Consider the following 16,232-nt stretch of genomic DNA (forward strand, 5'->3'; position numbering starts at 1 on the left):
CCCGCGCCCTGCACCGGACGAGACCGCCTGGCCGCCTCCCGAAACCCCCCTGCGCGGCCCCCGCCGGTACCGGCCCGTGGCCGCCGGTGTCTGCGTGGTCCTCGGGCTCGGGCTGATCGGCGGGGCCGCCGCCGGCAGCTGGCTGGCCGAAGGCCCGGACGACGACCCCGCCGCCCGCAGCGCGTACACCATGGGCCGGGAGGCCTGGCACAGCGTCCCCGTGGACACCCTCTTCCCCCGCACCCTGAAGGGCGACGGAGCCGGGCCCGGCGGCGCCGACCGGGTCTGGACGAGGCTCGCCGTCGCCCCGGACAGCGGCTGCTCCACCGCACTCGACCCGCTGCTGACCAAGACGCTGCGCACGGTCGGCTGCGCCCATGTGCTGCGGGCCACGTACACGGACGCCACGGCCAGCAGCGTCACCACCGTCGGACTGGTCTTCACCGAGGCCGACACCGAGGCGATGCGCGCCCTGAGCACCCGGTTCACCGACGAGCACCTGGACCGGCGCACCGACCTGCTGCCCCGCGCCTACCCGGTGAAGGACAGCCCCGCGGCCGCGTTCCGCGACCGGCAGCGCGCCAGCTGGTCCATCCACGTGCTGACCGAGATCCCCGTCGTCTCCTTCGCCGTGTCCGGATTCGCCGACGGACGTGCCGCCACCCCGCCCCGGCCCGCCGCACAGGCCATGGCCTCGGGCGGGACGACCGCCGCCGCGCAGGCCGGGCTCGGCCACGAGGCCAAGGGCGTGGCCGACCGGGTCGAGCGCGCCCTGCGCACCCATGTCGCCGACCTCACGGAGCAGCCCGGATGATCCGCCACCGCGTCCCCGGGCCCCTGCGGAGGTTCGTGGGTCCGCGACGGTCCGCCCGGCGGACCCTCGGCACGCTCTGCGCGGCCACCGCCCTCGTCCTGCTCCCCGCGACCCCGGCGGGGGCCGACACCATCCGGGCCCAGCAGTGGGGGCTGGACGCCCTGCACACCGACCGGGCCTGGGAGGCCACCCGGGGCAAGGGCGTCACCGTCGCCGTCGTGGACACCGGGGTCGACGGCAGCCTGCCCGACCTCGCGGGCCAGGTCCTGCCCGGCAAGGACCTGATCGGCTTCGGCGCGGAGCGCGGCGACAAGGCATGGGCCCGGCACGGCACCGCCATGGCCGGGATCATCGCGGGCCGGGGCCACGGCAGCGGACGCGCCGACGGCGTCCTCGGCATCGCGCCCGAGGCGAGGATCCTCCCGGTCCGCGTCATCCTCGAAGCGAGCGACCCGGCCCGCGCCGAGGCCCGCAGGACCCGGGGCACCGCGCTCGCCGACGGCATCCGCTGGGCCGCCGACCACGGCGCCGACGTCATCAACCTCTCCCTGGGCGACGACAGCGAGTCCGCACACCCCGAGCCGGGCGAGGACGCCGCCGTCCAGTACGCCCTGAAGAAGGGAGCCGTCGTCGTCGCCTCGGCCGGCAACGGCGGCGAGAAGGGCGACCACATCTCGTATCCCGCCGCCTACCCCGGGGTCATCGCCGCCGCGGCCGTCGACCGGTACGGCACGCACGCCTCGTTCTCCACGCGCCGCTGGTACGCCACCGTGAGCGCCCCCGGCGACGACATCGTCGTACCGGCGCCCGACCGCAAGTACTACGTGGAGTGGGGCACCTCCGCCGCCGCCGCGTTCGTCTCCGGCGCGGTGGCCCTCGTCAGGTCCGCGCACCCCGGGCTCTCGCCCGCGCAGATCAAGAAGCTCCTCACCGACACCGCGCGCGACGCCCCCGCCTCCGGCCGCGACGACGCGCGCGGCTACGGGATCGTCGATCCCGCGGCGGCCATCGAGGCGGGCGGCCGGGTGCGCCCCGCCGAGGTGCGCGGCGAATCCGCCCCCGCCGGTTACCGCAAGCGGTACTTCGGCCCCGGGCCCACGCCCGAGCCGGAGGACGGCGGCCCGGCCGGATGGCTCGCCCCGGCGGCCGGCGGCCTCGGTGTGCTCCTGCTCGCGGCAGGCGTCCTGCTCCGGCGCGGCCGCGCGTTCTCCGCCCGGCGCCGTTGAGCGCGCGGACTCACCGCGCGCTCAGCACCTTCACCGCCGCCTTCGCCGCCGACTCGACGAGCTCGATGCCACTCTCCTTGGACGCCTGGCCGCCGGACAGCACCGCCACCAGATAGGTGTGGCCGTCCGCCGTCACCCGCCCGATGCTGTTGACGTTCCACAGCCCGGTGGCGGTACGCGGCATCCAGCCGTTCTTCAGCGCCCAGGCGTCGCCCGCCGCCGAGACGCCCCACTGCTGGTCGGCCTCCACCCGGGCCATCAGCCCACGTATGTACGCCCGCGACGTCTCGCTGAGGGCCGCGTCCGTCTCCGTACCGAACACCGCCCCCAGCAGCGTCAGCTGGTCGGCCGCCGTGGTGCTCGTCAGCCCCCAGGCGTGCGACGCGGTCGTCGCGGTGAGCCCCAGCCGTGCGTTCGCCGCGTCCAGTCCCGCCGCCCCGCCGGCCGCCGCCAGCAGCGCGGTCGCGGAGTCGTTGTCGCTCCTCTCGATCATCGCGGCAGCCCGGGTGCGCTCGGCGGCGGTCAGCGTGCGCCCCTCGTCCTGGGCCCGCAGCAGCAGCGCCGCCAGGATGTCCACCTTGACGATGCTCGCCGTCGCGTACGTCGCGTCCGCGCCCCCGTACACCGCACGCGTACCGCTGCCGCTGTCCAGCACCGCGACCGAGAGCGCCGCCGCCGACGTCTCGCCCACCAGCGGCTCGACGGCCGCCTCCAGCTCCGCGTCCAGATCCACCGACGGCTCCTCGCTCGCTTCCGGGGGCGGTGACGCCGACGATACGGAGGCGACCGCGGCCGGCGCCCGGTCCGGCGCACGGCCGATGACGTACGCGCCCCCGGCGGCCGAGACGGCCAGCACGGCGGCGGCCGTCAGGGATACGGGCAGGGCGCGACGGCGTACGCGGTGTCGGGGCATGGCCCGGACGCTAGGAACCGCGGCTGAGAACCGGCTGGGTCCGACCTGTCGGCCTGATGAGAATGCCCAGGCACTACGCTCGCCCCGTGGAGCAGAAGAACATTCCGGACCCCGGTTACTCCGACGACGACGGCACCGCCGACCCCGCCCTGGCCACGGCCCTCGCCGCCTGGGCCGAGGACCGCACCGCCGTCGCACCGGTGCTCGAAGCCCTGAAGGGCGCCCGGCTCCTGGTCCCCGTCGTCGCCGTACTCGGCGAGGTCGAGGAGGACGAGCGGGGGCTGCGCCGGGAGAAGACGAGCGACATGGCCGTGCCCACGCTCCAGGCCGGTGGCCGCCGCGCCCTGCCCGCCTTCACCTCCACCGCGTCGCTGGCCCGCTGGGACCCGCAGGCCCGCCCCGTCGCCGTACCCCTGCACCAGGCGCTCCGGGCCGCCGCGCACGAGAAGGCGGACACGGTGGTGCTCGACCTCGCCGGACCGGTGGCCTTCGAGCTGACCGGGTCCGCCCTGCGCGCCCTCGCCGAGGGCCGCACCAGCGCGGACCCGCTGGACGACCCCGCCGTCACCGCCGCCGTACGCGAAGCCGTCGCCGCCGAGCCCGCCGTGCTCCGCGCCCACCTCGGCCCCGGCAGCGCCGACGGCACCCTCGCCCTGGTCCTCGCGGCCGGCGCGGACCCCGCTCGGGCGGCGGGACGCGTGGCCCGCGCGCTGGCCGCCGACGAGGTGCTGCGGGCCCGGCTGGTCCGGGGCCTGGACCTCGCGCTGCTCCCGGCCGGCGCGCACACACCGGGTGAGCCCCTGTTCACGCGCTGATCACCCCTTCGGCTCAACGTGCGCGAAAGCGTGAGCAGCCGGAGAATTGCGAAGAAAAGGGACGATCTTCGCGAGGTGGTTGTATGCAGGCGCGGACAGCCGTGTCGGAGTTCCTCGGCACCCTGCTGCTGGTTTTCTTCGCCGTGGGAGCGGCGGTGCTGTGCGTCGATTACATCGGAACCCTGGGCATCGCCCTGGCCTTCGGTTTCGTGCTCCTCGCGCTCGCCTACGCCCTCGGCCCGATCTCCGGCTGCCACATCAATCCGGCGGTCACGCTCGGCATGCTGGCCGCGCGGCGGATCGACGTGCGCACGGCGGTGACGTACTGGATCGCACAGTTCCTCGGCGGCATCGCCGGTGCGGCGCTGCTGTTCCTGCTGGCCAAGCAGGTGCCGGGGCTGAAGACGAGCGGAAAGTTCGGCAGCAATGGCTACGGCGACCGCTCGGACGTGCACATCAACCTCGGCGGCGCGTTCCTGGCCGAGGTGGTGCTCACCTTCCTGCTGGTCTTCGTGGTCCTCGCGGTGACCCACAAGGTGGCGGTCGTCGGCTTCGACGGCCTGCCCATCGGTATCTCCCTCGCGGTGATCCACCTGGTCGGCATCCCGCTCACCGGCACCTCGGTCAACCCGGCCCGGAGCCTCGGCCCGGCCCTGTTCGCCGGCGGCGCCGCCCTCTCCCAGCTGTGGCTGTTCATCGTGGCCCCGCTGATCGGCGGCATCCTCGCGGCGCTCGCCCACCGGCTGACCCACCCCTCGATGCGCGGCGGGGAGACGACCGCGGAGGTCTGACCCGTACTCGCGAAGCGACGAGCCCCCGCCGGAAGCACCGGCGGGGGCTCGTTCACGTACGTACGGACGGAAGGGGCGGACGTCTCAGCCGAAGACCGGGCCGGTGTACTTCTCGCCCGGACCCTGGCCCGGCTCGTCCGGGACGAGCGAGGCCTCGCGGAAGGCGAGCTGGAGGGACTTCAGGCCGTCGCGCAGCGGGGCGGCGTGGAAGGAGCTGATCTCCGTGGTGCTCGCGTCCAGCAGGCCGGCCAGCGCGTGGACCAGCTTGCGGGCCTCGTCGAGGTCCTTGTGCGCGTCGCCGTCCTCGGTCAGGCCGAGCTTCACGGCGGCGGCGCTCATCAGGTTGACGGCGACCGTCACGATGACCTCGACGGCGGGCACCTCCGCGATGTCGCGGGCCATCTCGTCGAAGCCGGGGGAATCACTGCTGGGGGTCGCGTCACTCATGCGCCTTACGATAGGCCCACGGCGCCGGCCCGCCGCCCGCGGGAGCGGCCGCACGGGCCGGTTGGTGCCCGCCCCGCCGAGCTGCTAACCTTGTGTAACGACCGGCTGGGCAGCTATGTGCCCGGCCCACAAGTGGAGGCTCCGCTCTCCCACCTAGCCGTCCCCAGGACGGCGGGTCACCGGTCAGGTGGTCCCCATCGTTCCGTACGGACGATGGAACCACCCGATGCGCCCCGCGGTTCACCGTGGCGGTGTTCCGGTTTGCCAGGAGCCCCGCCTGTGTCCCGTCCGGGGCATTTTTGTTGCTCCGACGCGGTTGGTCTGTCTGAAACAGACGTTACGTGGCTGTCCGCCAGGCGGTCGCGTGGTGCTACCGAGGAGGATCCATCAGCGCCGAGCCCCGCATCAACGACCGGATTCGCGTGCCCGAGGTGCGACTTGTCGGTCCCAGCGGCGAGCAGGTCGGGATTGTGCCGCTTGCCAAGGCCCTGGAACTCGCACAGGAGTACGACCTCGACCTGGTCGAGGTGGCGGCTACCGCCCGTCCGCCCGTGTGCAAGCTCATGGACTACGGGAAGTTCAAGTACGAGTCGGCCATGAAGGCCCGTGAGGCGCGCAAGAACCAGGCGCACACGGTCATCAAGGAGATGAAGCTCCGGCCGAAGATCGACCCGCACGACTATGACACCAAGAAGGGTCACGTCGTCCGGTTCCTCAAGCAGGGCGACAAGGTCAAGATCACGATCATGTTCCGTGGTCGTGAGCAGTCCCGCCCCGAGCTGGGCTTCCGACTGCTCCAGCGTCTCGCTTCGGACGTCGAGGAACTCGGCTTCATCGAGTCCAACCCGAAGCAGGACGGCCGGAACATGATCATGGTTCTGGGCCCGCACAAGAAGAAGACCGAAGCCATGGCCGAGGCCCGCGAGGCCCAGGCCGCCCGCAAGGCGGAGCGCCAGGGGAACAACACCCCCGACGCCGCGCCCGAGGGTCAGGCGCCCGAGGCTCCGGCCGAGGCGGCGCCCGAGGCCGAGACACCTTCCGAGGCGTGACCGCGGGGGGTGCCATCCAGGCACCCCCGGGTCCCCGCGGAACCCCCATCAAGATCTGACGCCCCTGTAGTCCGGTGCCCGCACCGAGAGGGGCGCCACTGACGAGGAGAGAACGGCGCGATGCCGAAGAACAAGACGCACAGCGGTGCCAGCAAGCGCTTCAAGATCACCGGCTCCGGCAAGGTGCTCCGCGAGAGGGCCGGCAAGCGCCACCTGCTCGAGCACAAGTCGTCCAAGAAGACCCGCTCGCTGACCGGCACGGTCGTCGTGGCTCCGGCCGACGCCAAGAAGATCAAGAAGCTTCTCGGCAAGTGAGGCCGTCGTCCCCGGATTCACCGGGGACGCGCCCTCGATCCGACCGGGACCAATTCGTTTCCGGGCCGTGTGAGTACGACCACGGCCCCGCTACAAGGAGTTAACAAGTGGCACGCGTCAAGCGGGCAGTCAACGCCCACAAGAAGCGCCGGGCGATCCTCGAGCAGGCCAGCGGTTACCGCGGTCAGCGTTCGCGCCTGTACCGCAAGGCCAAGGAGCAGGTCACCCACTCCCTGGTCTACAACTACAACGACCGCAAGAAGCGCAAGGGCGACTTCCGTCAGCTGTGGATCCAGCGCATCAACGCCGCTGCCCGCCAGAACGGCATGACGTACAACCGCCTCATCCAGGGTCTGAAGGCCGCCAACGTCGAGGTGGACCGCAAGATCCTGGCCGAGCTCGCGGTCAACGACGCCAACGCGTTCGCCGCCCTCGTCGAGGTCGCCCAGAAGGCCCTCCCGAGCGACGTCAACGCCCCGAAGGCCGCCTGACCCAGGCCGCACTTCTTGGCTCTCGAGCCGGACCCGCAGGCGCTCGCCGTCTGCGGGTCCGGTGCGTTGTACCACCAGGACCTTTTTCGTAACGCAGAGAGGCTCGCCGCCGACATGGGCACCCCCGAACTGATCTCCCCGCGATCGCCGCGGGTCGCCGCCGCCCGGCGGCTGGCCAGGCGCAACTTCCGCGGCAAGGAGCGCAGGTTCATCGCCGAGGGGCCGCAGGCCGTGCGGGAGGCCGCCGAGCACCGGGGCGCCGACGGCGAACCGACCCTCGTCGAACTCTTCGCCACCGTCGAGGCCGCCGAGCGCTACGCCGCCATCATCGACGCCGCCCACGAGGCGGGCGCCCGCGTCCACCTCGCCGACAGTGATGTCCTGGCCGACGTCTCGCAGACCGTCACCCCGCAGGGCCTCATCGGCGTCTGCCGCTTCCTCGACTCGCCCTTCGACGGGATCCTCGCGGCCCGGCCCCGGCTGGTCGCCGTCCTGGCCCACGTCCGCGATCCCGGGAACGCCGGCACGGTGCTGCGCTGCGCCGACGCGGCGGGTGCCGACGCGGTCGTCCTGACCGACGCCTCCGTCGACCTGTACAACCCCAAGTCGGTGCGCGCCTCGGTCGGTTCGCTCTTCCATCTGCCGGTCGCCGTGGGCGTCCCCGTCGAGCAGGCCGTACGCGGACTGCGCGGGGCGGGGGTGCGCATCCTGGCCGCCGACGGCGCGGGCAGCGACGACCTCGACGACGAACTCGACGCCGGCACGATGGGCGGGCCCACCGCCTGGATCTTCGGCAACGAGGCCTGGGGGCTGCCCGAGGAGACCCGCGCCCTGGCCGACGCCGTGGTGCGGGTGCCGATCCACGGCAAGGCGGAGAGCCTCAACCTCGCCACCGCCGCCGCGGTCTGCCTCTACGCCTCCGCGCGCGCCCAGCGTCCGCGCCGCACCACCGGCTGAGCGCCTCCGGGCGCCCCTGCTTCGACGGAGAGCCGCCACAGGGTGTCGCTCCGTCACCGACGACTAGTAGGGTGACGCACTCGGGGGTGGCCCACTGCACCGGTTCGAGAGGTGGGGTACGGGAATGGCTGTCGGCATGAGCGGGCCGCGCGCGGCACACGCGGCCGTCGTGCGCGCCGCCGCGGGACCGGACGGCCCCGCCGTCGCGGACGCCGCGGCGGGCGGCCTCGGGCTGGACCCCGACGACCTCCCCGACGGGCTCGTCGTCGCGGACGAGACCGGCCGCATCATCTGCTTCAACGCCGCCGCCGTCCGCATCACCGCCGTCCCCAGGGCCGCCGCCCTCGGCCGCCCGGTGGAGCACGCGCTGCCGCTGGAGGACCTCAAGGGCCGCCGCTGGTGGGAGCTGACCGACCCCTACGGCGGTCTCGCCACCCGGGTCGGCCAGCCCGAGCGCAACCTCCTGCTGCCCGGCGGCCGCGAGGTCCTTGTCTCCGCCCGCTATGTGCGCGAGACGCCCACCGGCCCGGTCCGCCGGCTGGTGATCAGCCTGCGCGGCACCGAGGCCCGCCGCCGCACCGAGCGCAGCCACGCCGAGCTGATCGCGACGGTCGCCCACGAACTGCGCTCCCCGCTCACCTCGGTCAAGGGCTTCACCGCGACCCTGCTGGCCAAGTGGGAACGGTTCACCGACGACCAGAAGCGCCTCATGCTGGAGACGGTGTACGCGGACGCCAACCGGGTCACCCGCCTCATCACCGAGCTCCTGGACATCTCCCGGATCGACTCCGGGCGCCTGGAGCTGCGCCGCCAGCCCGTCGATCTCTCCGCCGCCGTCGAGCGCCACGTCCGGGCGCACACCGCGGCCGGCCAGGACCCCGGCCGCTTCCTCGTCCGCACCTGCCAGCCGCTGCCCGCGGTGTGGGCCGACCCGGACAAGGTCGACCAGGTGCTCGGCAACCTGCTGGAAAACGCGGTGCGCCACGGTGAGGGAACTGTCACCATCGATGTGGCACCCGCACCGGCGAAGAGCGACGAGAGGGGAGCGGCCGTCACCGTGAGCGACGAAGGTCCCGGCATCCCCGAGGAGTCGATGAGCCGCGTCTTCACCCGCTTCTGGCGGGGGAGCAAGCGCGGCGGCACGGGCCTGGGCCTCTACATCGTCAAGGGCATCGTCGAGGCCCACGGCGGCACCATCACGGTCGGCCGCGGCCCCGGAGGCGGCGCGGAGTTCCGATTTATGCTGCCCGTGAGCACGCCGGCCTACCTCGCGTAAGGCCCCGAGCGGCCCACGGGCGCCCCACCCGCCCCGCGACCCTTAGACTCGACCCTTGGCACCTTTGCGTCCTCCGGTCTTCGAGCGAGGTCACGGGGGTCCGGGAGTATCCCCCGGTAAGCGCAGCACTCAGCCAATCGGAAGTACGGGAAGAGATGTCGGCACCGAACAAGTCGTACGACCCAGTCGAGGTCGAGGCACTGAAACCGGAAGAGATCGAGCGCATCCGGGACGAGGCGCTCGCCGCCTTCGCCGCCGCGGGTGACCTCGACGCGCTCGCCCAGGCGAAGACCGCGCACACCGGTGGCACCTCGCCCCTGTCGCTCGCCAACCGCGAGATCGGCGCGCTGCCCCCGCAGGCCAAGGCCGAGGCCGGCAAGCGCGTGGGCCAGGCCCGCGCCGCCGTGGGCCGCGCCCTCGCGGCCCGCCAGGTGGAGCTGGAGGCCGAGCGTGACGCCCGGGTCCTGGTCGAGGAGGCGGTGGACGTCACGCTGCCGTACGACCGCACCCCGGCCGGCGCCCGCCACCCGCTGACGACCTTCATGGAGCGCGTCGCCGACGTCTTCGTGGCCATGGGCTACGAGATCGCCGAGGGCCCCGAGGCCGAGGCCGAGTGGTTCAACTTCGACGCCCTGAACTTCGTGCCCGACCACCCGGCCCGGCAGATGCAGGACACCTTCTTCGTCGAGGGCGCCGACGGCGCGAAGAACGACGAGTCCGGTGTCGTCCTGCGTACGCACACCTCGCCGGTCCAGGCCCGCACCCTGCTCGACCGCGAGCCCCCGGTCTACGTCGTCTGCCCCGGCCGCGTCTACCGCACCGACGAGCTCGACGCCACGCACACCCCGGTCTTCCACCAGATCGAGCTGCTCGCCGTCGACGAGGGCCTGACCATGGCGGACCTGAAGGGCACCCTCGACCACATGGTCCAGGCGCTCTTCGGCCCGGACATGAAGACCCGGCTGCGGCCGAACTTCTTCCCGTTCACCGAGCCGTCCGCCGAGATGGACATGGTCTGCTACGTCTGCCGCGGCGCGTCCGTCGGCAACCCGGACCGCCCCTGCCGCACCTGCGGCAGCGAGGGCTGGATCGAGCTCGGCGGCTGCGGCATGGTCAACCCGAAGGTGCTCACCGCCTGCGGCGTCGACCCCCGGAAGTACAGCGGATTCGCCTTCGGGTTCGGCATCGAACGGATGCTGATGTTCCGCCACAACGTCGAAGACATGCGAGACATGGTCGAAGGTGACGTCCGGTTCACCCGGCCCTTCGGGATGGAGATCTGATGCGCGTCCCGCTTTCCTGGCTGCGGGAATACGTCGACCTGCCGGCCACCGAGACCGGCCGTGACGTGCAGGCCAAGCTCGTCGCCGTCGGCCTGGAGGTCGAGACGGTCGAGCGGACCGGCGCCGGCCTCACCGGCCCGCTCGTCGTCGGACAGGTGCTGACCATCGAGGAGCTGGAGGGCTTCAAGAAGCCGATCCGCTTCTGCACGGTGGACGTCGGCACCGCCAACGGCACCGGCGAGCCGCAGGAGATCGTCTGCGGCGCCCGTAACTTCGCCGTCGGCGACAAGGTCGTCGTGGTCCTGCCCGGCGCCGTGCTGCCCGGCGACTTCGCCATCGCCGCCCGCAAGACGTACGGCAAGACCTCGCACGGCATGATCTGCTCCGCCGACGAGCTCGGCATGGGCGACGACGGAACCCACGGCATCATCGTGCTCCCGCCGGAGTACGAGGTCGGCACCGACGCCATCGAGCTGCTCGAACTGGTCGACGAGGTCCTGGACATCGCCGTCACGCCCGACCGCGGCTACTGCCTGTCGATGCGCGGCGTCGCCCGCGAGACCGCCATCGCCTACGGCCTGCCGCTGCGCGACCCGGCCCTCCTGGACGTGCCCGCGCCCAACGCGTACGGCTACCCGGTCAAGGTCTCCGACCCGATCGGCTGCTCCCGCTTCACCGCGCGCACCGTCGTCGGGCTCCAGCCCGAGGCCCGCACCCCGATCTGGATGCAGCGCCGGCTGCAGAAGGCCGGCATGCGGCCGATCTCGCTCGCCGTCGACGTCACCAACTACGTGATGCTCGAACTCGGCCAGCCGCTGCACGCCTACGACCGGACCCGCATCGACGGACCGATCGGGGTCCGCCGCGCCGAGCAGGGCGAGAAGCTCACCACGCTCGACGGCGCGGTCCGCGTCCTGGACTCCGGCGACCTCGTCATCACCGACAACCGCGGCCCCATCGGCCTCGCGGGCGTCATGGGCGGGGCCGACACGGAGATCGCCGACGCGGCCGAGGGCGCGCACACCGCCGAGGTCGTCATCGAGGCCGCGCACTTCGACGCGATCTCGATCGCCCGTACCGCGCGCCGCCACAAGCTGCCCTCCGAGGCGTCCAAGCGCTTCGAGCGCGGCGTCGACCCGCAGGCCGCCGCCGCTGCCGCGCAGCGCACCGTCGACCTGCTGGTCCTCCTGGCCGGCGGCACCGCCGAGGCGGGCGTCACCGAGGTCACCGCCCCGTCCGCGCCCCGCACCATCACGATGCCGGCCGACCACCCCGACAAGGTCGCCGGTGTCGCCTACGGCCGCGAGACCGTCGTACGCCGCCTCCAGGAGGTCGGCTGCGACGTCTACGGGCAGGACGAGCTCCTGGTCACCACGCCGTCCTGGCGTCCCGACCTCACCGAGCCGAACGACCTGGCCGAAGAGGTCATCCGCCTGGAGGGCTACGAGAACCTGCCCTCCACGCTCCCGACGCCGCCCTCCGGCCGCGGCCTCACCGACCGCCAGCGGCTGCACCGCCGCGTCGGCCGGGCGCTCGCGGGCGCGGGCTACGTCGAGGCGCTGAACTACCCGTTCGTCGGCGAGGCGGTCCTCGACCAGCTCGGCCTGGAGGCGGACGACGCCCGCCGCCGCACGGTCAAGCTGGTCAACCCGCTCTCCGACGAGGAGCCGTCGCTGCGCACCACGCTGCTGCCGGGCCTCCTCGGCGCGCTGCGGCGCAACGACGGCCGCGGCAGCCACGACCTCGCGCTCTTCGAGACCGGCCTCGTCTTCAGGCCCACCGGCGACGAGACCAAGCCCGTCCGGCTCCCGGTCGACCGGCGCCCCTCGGAGCAGGACATCGCCTCGCTCGACGCCGCGCTGCCGCGCCAGCCGCGCCGCGCCGCCGTCGTCCTCGCGGGCGCCCGCGAGCAGGCCGGCTGGTGGGGCAAGGGCCGCCCCGCCGACTGGGCGGACTCCGTCGAGGCGGCGCGTGCCATCGCCCGCGAGGCGGGCGTCGAGGTGACGGTGAGGGCCGACCAGCACGCTCCGTGGCACCCGGGCCGCTGCGCCGCGCTGTTCGTGACGGTCGACGGCGAGGAGACCCTGTTCGGGCATGCCGGTGAGCTGCACCCGCGTGTCATCAAGGAGCTCCACCTGCCCGAGCGCACCTGCGCCATGGAGGTCGAGCTCGACGTCCTGGAGCAGGCCGTCGACGGCGCCCTGCGGGCTCCGCGGATCTCCGCCTTCCCAGTGGCCACCCAGGACGTTGCCCTGGTCGTGGACCAGGACGTGCCCGCCGCCGACGTGGAGCGGGCGCTGCGCGAGGGCGCGGGCGAACTCCTGGAGTCGCTGCGGCTGTTCGACGTCTTCACGGGCGAGCAGATCGGCGGGGGCAGCAAGTCCCTGGCGTACGCGCTGCGCTTCCGCGCCGCCGACCGCACCCTGACGGTCGACGAGGCGAGCGCCGCCCGTGACGCGGCGGTGGCCCTGGCCGCCGAGCGTACGGGCGCGGTACTGCGCGGGGCGTAGACACCCCGCACACGAAGGAGGGGCGCATCCGGCCACCGGATGCGCCCCTCCTGTGCACTCGCCCGTCCGCCCCCGCCGTGGAGTGTCGGGCAGGCCGGCGGGGTGGACTGCGCGGATGCGGGCCGCCCTGCTGTACGAGGGGGAGCAGACGGCCCGTCCGCGCCCTGCGAGGGGAATCATTCAAGCGAGCCCGCAGCCACTCCGGCAGGGTGCGCGGCGGGACGGTTCGGGCATTCCGTTCACACCCCGTGTGAATCGTGCTCCACTGGGGCGACACGTCCAGGCGTGCCGAACCACCGGAGGGGGACATGGGGCCCAAGGAGCCCAACACCGCGCTGGAGGCCCTGATCGAGGAGGCGGGCGTCTCCCGGGCCGGACTGGCCGCCCATGTGAACCGGGCCGGCCGCGCGCGCGGTCTCGGACTGCGTTACGAACACACCGCCGTCGCGCGCTGGCTGAAAGGCCAGCGCCCGCGCGGCCAGGTGCCCGACCTGATCTGCGAGGTCCTCGGGAACCGCCTGCACAGGGGCGTGTCGCTGGACGACATCGGCATGGCGGTCCCCGACGGCCACGCCCCCGTGCAGGGCTCCTCGCTGACCGGTTTCGTCGAACGGACCACCGCTGTCTGGCGCTCCGACGCCCAGCAGCGCCCGCATGTCGTCACCTCCCCGGCCGTCACCGGGACCGGAGCGGTGATGCCCGTATGGGAGTGGGAGAACCCGCCGGAGGACGCCGATGTGTCGCGGACCGGGCCGGCCGGGGTCGGCGCGGCCGACATAGCAACGCTGCGGGCCGCCCGTGACCACTACGAACTGATGTACCGCAGGGCGGGCGGGATCGCGACACGTCCGCGCGTCGTCGGCTTCCTCAACGCCGGTGCGGCCCCCCTGCTGCGTGGCGGCTACAGCGATACGACGGGCCGTCAACTGCACCGCGCCACGGGCGCCCTGGTGGCCGTGGCGGGCATCTGCGCCTACGACTCCGACGCGCACGGCCTCGCCCAGCGCTACTTCCACCAGGCGCTGCGGCTGGCCAAGGCGAGCGGGGACCGGGGCCTCGGCGGCTATGTGATCGCGCTGCTGGTCAATCAGTCGCTGTTCCTCGCCGAGTACCGCCAGTCCGTCGCCTTCGCGGAGGCGGCCCTGCGCGCGGCGGGGTGCGCGATCTCCCCCGCCCTCGCCGCCGACCTCCACGCGATGCAGGCCAAGGCGTACGCGCGGCTCGGCGACCGGGCGAGCGCGCTGACGTGCATCGGCCGCGCCGAGTCGGAGGCCGCCCGCATCCGGCCGGGCCGGGAACCGGACGAGACGGGCTATGTCCAGCCCGGACTGGTCGATGTGCAGGTGGCGGAGGCGCTGCTGAGCCTCGGCGACCTGGCGGCGGCCCGGGAACACGCGCTGGCGGCGGTCCGCACGCCCGCGCACGACCGGGGCCGGGTCCACCGCCTCGCCATGCTCACCATGATCGAACTGCGCCGGGGCGAGGCGGACCGGGCGGCGGCCACGGCCACCGAGATGGCCGACCGGGTCCGGGGCATGGAGTCGCAGCGTCTGCGCGACCGGCTGCGGGCGGTCCGCGCGGACCTGGTCGCCAGTGGGAGCGCCGACGCGGAGCGGGCCGCCGAACGTGTGGAGGGGGCACTGCGCGTACCGCTCTGAGCGGAAGTCTGCTGCGATACGGCCACCGACGAACAGAAGGTGGCAGAAACATGCAGTGGACGAACCTGAACGAACAACCCGTGTACGAGAACCCTTGGTTCCGGGTCAACCTGGCCGATGTCGAGCTCCCTGACGGCAGCCGGCTCGACCACTTCGTGATCCGGCTGCGTCCGGTGGCGGCGGCCACCGTCGTCAACGAGGCGAATGAGGTGCTGCTGCTGTGGCGGCACCGTTTCATCACCGACAGCTGGGGCTGGGAGCTGGCGGCGGGCGTGGTGGAGGACGGCGAGTCACCGGCGGAGGCGGCGGCCCGGGAGATGGAGGAGGAGACCGGCTGGCGCCCCGGACCGCTCCACCCGCTGCTGACCGCGGAACCGGCCAACGGCCTCATCGACGCCCGGCACCACTTGTTCTGGGGCGAGGAGGCGGAGTGGACCGGCGAGCCGTGCGACGCCTTCGAGTCCTCGCGCCGCGAGTGGGTCCCCCTGAAGCTGGTCCCGGACCTGATAGCCGCCGGCGAGATCCCGGCAGCGGGCATGGCTGCCGGGCTGATGATGCTGCACCACTTACGCCTGGGCTGAGCCGTTCCCGTACGCGCGAGGACGGCGTGGTCCTCGCGCGTACGAGCGCGTACGAACGTGTCCGAACGGGACAGGGAGGGGTCTCAGGCGTACGGGTAGAAGCCCGATCCCGTCTTGCGGCCGAGGCGGCCCGCGTCGACCATGCGCTGGAGCAGCGGGGGAGCGGCGTACAGCGGCTCCTTGTACTCGGCGTACATCGAGTCGGCGACCGAGGCGACGGTGTCCAGACCGATCAGGTCCGCGAGCTTGAGCGGGCCCATCGGGTGGGCGCAGCCCATCTCCATGCCGTTGTCGATGTCCTCGCGGCTGGCGATGCCCGACTCGAACATCCGGATCGCCGAGAGCAGGTACGGGATCAGCAGGGCGTTGACGACGAAGCCGGAGCGGTCCTGGGCGCGGATCGGGTGCTTGTCCAGGACGTCCTGGACCACGGCCTCGGAGCGCTTGATGGTCTCGTCCGACGTGGTCAGCGCGGGGATCAGCTCGACGAGCTTCTGCACCGGCGCCGGGTTGAAGAAGTGGATGCCGATGACCTGATCCGGGCGGGAGGTCGCGACGGCCAGCTTCACCAGCGGGATCGAGGAGGTGTTGGAGGCGAGGATCGCGTCCGGGCGGGTCACCACCTGGTCGAGGACCTGGAAGATCTCGGTCTTGACCTGCTCGTTCTCCACGACGGCCTCGATGACGAGGTCACGGTCGGCGAACTCGCCGAGGTCCGTGGTGAAGCTCAGCCGCCCCAGGGTCTCGTCGCGCTCCTCCGCCGTGATCTTGCCGCGCTCGGCGGCCTTGGTCAGGGAGTTGTGGAGCCGGGTGCGCCCTATCTCCAGCGCCTCACCGGTCGTCTCGGCCACCTTGACGTCGAGGCCGCTGCGCGCGCACACCTCCGCGATGCCGGCGCCCATCTGGCCGCAGCCCACCACTCCGACGCGTGCAATGTCGGCCATAGAGTCCGTCACCTCGTGCCTTTCGCTGTTCCCGTTCGGCGGCTTCCGTCTGGTTCCGGGCCCCACCACGACTCCCCGACGTTACTCCGCGCCTTACCAGGGATAGCAGGCCGGGGCGTGCATGCTCGGCTCCGGACACCCTTGGTGCCCGGATTGCCAGGA

16 protein-coding genes are annotated in these 16,232 nt (G+C 72.9%); 13 read left to right on the forward strand and 3 right to left on the reverse strand.

The window, feature by feature from the left end:
- Window positions 1-76 precede the first annotated feature (76 nt).
- Window positions 77-814, forward strand: coding sequence for a hypothetical protein (locus EAO73_RS22600; RefSeq protein WP_147973296.1), 738 nt, complete (start codon window positions 77-79; stop codon window positions 812-814).
- Window positions 811-2,040 carry a type VII secretion-associated serine protease mycosin gene (gene mycP / locus EAO73_RS22605; RefSeq protein WP_412074957.1) on the forward strand — a complete coding sequence of 410 codons (1,230 nt, stop codon included), beginning with the start codon at window positions 811-813 and terminating at the stop codon, window positions 2,038-2,040. The genes EAO73_RS22600 and mycP overlap by 4 nt, the downstream gene beginning before the upstream one ends.
- Before the next feature lie 10 nt (window positions 2,041-2,050).
- Here the strand turns inward: mycP and EAO73_RS22610 are convergent, their stop codons facing one another.
- Window positions 2,051-2,953, reverse strand: a complete 903-nt coding sequence (locus EAO73_RS22610) for a serine hydrolase (RefSeq protein WP_147973298.1) — start codon at window positions 2,951-2,953, stop codon at window positions 2,051-2,053.
- Between the two features lie 86 nt (window positions 2,954-3,039).
- Between EAO73_RS22610 and EAO73_RS22615 the strand changes: the two genes are divergently transcribed.
- Window positions 3,040-3,768 (forward strand): SseB family protein, encoded by a 729-nt coding sequence (locus EAO73_RS22615; protein WP_147973299.1) that lies wholly within the window; start codon window positions 3,040-3,042, stop codon window positions 3,766-3,768.
- Window positions 3,769-3,851: 83 nt separating this feature from the next.
- Window positions 3,852-4,559, forward strand: a complete 708-nt coding sequence (locus EAO73_RS22620) for an MIP family channel protein (RefSeq protein WP_147973300.1) — start codon at window positions 3,852-3,854, stop codon at window positions 4,557-4,559.
- An 84-nt stretch (window positions 4,560-4,643) separates the two neighbouring features.
- On the opposite strand, the gene EAO73_RS22625 is transcribed toward EAO73_RS22620, so the two are convergent.
- Window positions 4,644-5,006: a DUF1844 domain-containing protein gene (locus EAO73_RS22625; RefSeq protein WP_073967877.1), complete on the reverse strand. Its 363-nt coding sequence runs from the start codon at window positions 5,004-5,006 to the stop codon at window positions 4,644-4,646.
- 341 nt (window positions 5,007-5,347) lie between these two features.
- On the opposite strand from EAO73_RS22625, the gene infC reads away from it, so the two are divergent.
- From infC to EAO73_RS22670, 9 genes are all read left to right on the forward strand, one after another.
- On the forward strand, window positions 5,348-6,055 hold the full coding sequence (gene infC, locus EAO73_RS22630; protein ID WP_147973301.1) for a translation initiation factor IF-3: 708 nt from the start codon (window positions 5,348-5,350) through the stop codon (window positions 6,053-6,055).
- Window positions 6,056-6,175: 120 nt separating this feature from the next.
- Window positions 6,176-6,370 carry a 50S ribosomal protein L35 gene (rpmI, locus tag EAO73_RS22635; protein WP_003970213.1) on the forward strand — a complete coding sequence of 65 codons (195 nt, stop codon included), beginning with the start codon at window positions 6,176-6,178 and terminating at the stop codon, window positions 6,368-6,370.
- 107 nt (window positions 6,371-6,477) lie between these two features.
- A complete protein-coding gene (rplT, locus tag EAO73_RS22640; protein WP_143625552.1) occupies window positions 6,478-6,861 on the forward strand; it encodes a 50S ribosomal protein L20 in 384 nt (127 codons plus the stop codon).
- A 114-nt stretch (window positions 6,862-6,975) separates the two neighbouring features.
- A complete protein-coding gene (locus EAO73_RS22645) occupies window positions 6,976-7,818 on the forward strand; it encodes a TrmH family RNA methyltransferase (RefSeq protein WP_147973602.1) in 843 nt (280 codons plus the stop codon).
- A gap of 124 nt (window positions 7,819-7,942) precedes the next feature.
- Window positions 7,943-9,094, forward strand: coding sequence for a PAS domain-containing sensor histidine kinase (locus tag EAO73_RS22650; protein ID WP_147973302.1), 1,152 nt, complete (start codon window positions 7,943-7,945; stop codon window positions 9,092-9,094).
- 155 nt (window positions 9,095-9,249) lie between these two features.
- Window positions 9,250-10,377, forward strand: coding sequence for a phenylalanine--tRNA ligase subunit alpha (gene pheS, locus EAO73_RS22655; RefSeq protein WP_132903394.1), 1,128 nt, complete (start codon window positions 9,250-9,252; stop codon window positions 10,375-10,377).
- Window positions 10,377-12,887, forward strand: a complete 2,511-nt coding sequence (gene pheT / locus EAO73_RS22660; RefSeq protein ID WP_147973303.1) for a phenylalanine--tRNA ligase subunit beta — start codon at window positions 10,377-10,379, stop codon at window positions 12,885-12,887. The genes pheS and pheT overlap by 1 nt, the downstream gene beginning before the upstream one ends.
- A gap of 308 nt (window positions 12,888-13,195) precedes the next feature.
- Window positions 13,196-14,545, forward strand: coding sequence for a transcriptional regulator (locus EAO73_RS22665; RefSeq protein ID WP_147973304.1), 1,350 nt, complete (start codon window positions 13,196-13,198; stop codon window positions 14,543-14,545).
- Window positions 14,546-14,595: 50 nt separating this feature from the next.
- Window positions 14,596-15,126 carry an NUDIX domain-containing protein gene (locus tag EAO73_RS22670; protein WP_147973305.1) on the forward strand — a complete coding sequence of 177 codons (531 nt, stop codon included), beginning with the start codon at window positions 14,596-14,598 and terminating at the stop codon, window positions 15,124-15,126.
- Between the two features lie 83 nt (window positions 15,127-15,209).
- On the opposite strand, the gene EAO73_RS22675 is transcribed toward EAO73_RS22670, so the two are convergent.
- On the reverse strand, window positions 15,210-16,070 hold the full coding sequence (locus tag EAO73_RS22675) for a 3-hydroxybutyryl-CoA dehydrogenase (protein WP_147973306.1): 861 nt from the start codon (window positions 16,068-16,070) through the stop codon (window positions 15,210-15,212).
- Window positions 16,071-16,232 lie beyond the last annotated feature (162 nt).

The sequence above is a fragment of the Streptomyces sp. col6 genome (assembly GCF_008042035.1).
Classification (GTDB): Bacteria; Actinomycetota; Actinomycetes; order Streptomycetales; family Streptomycetaceae; genus Streptomyces.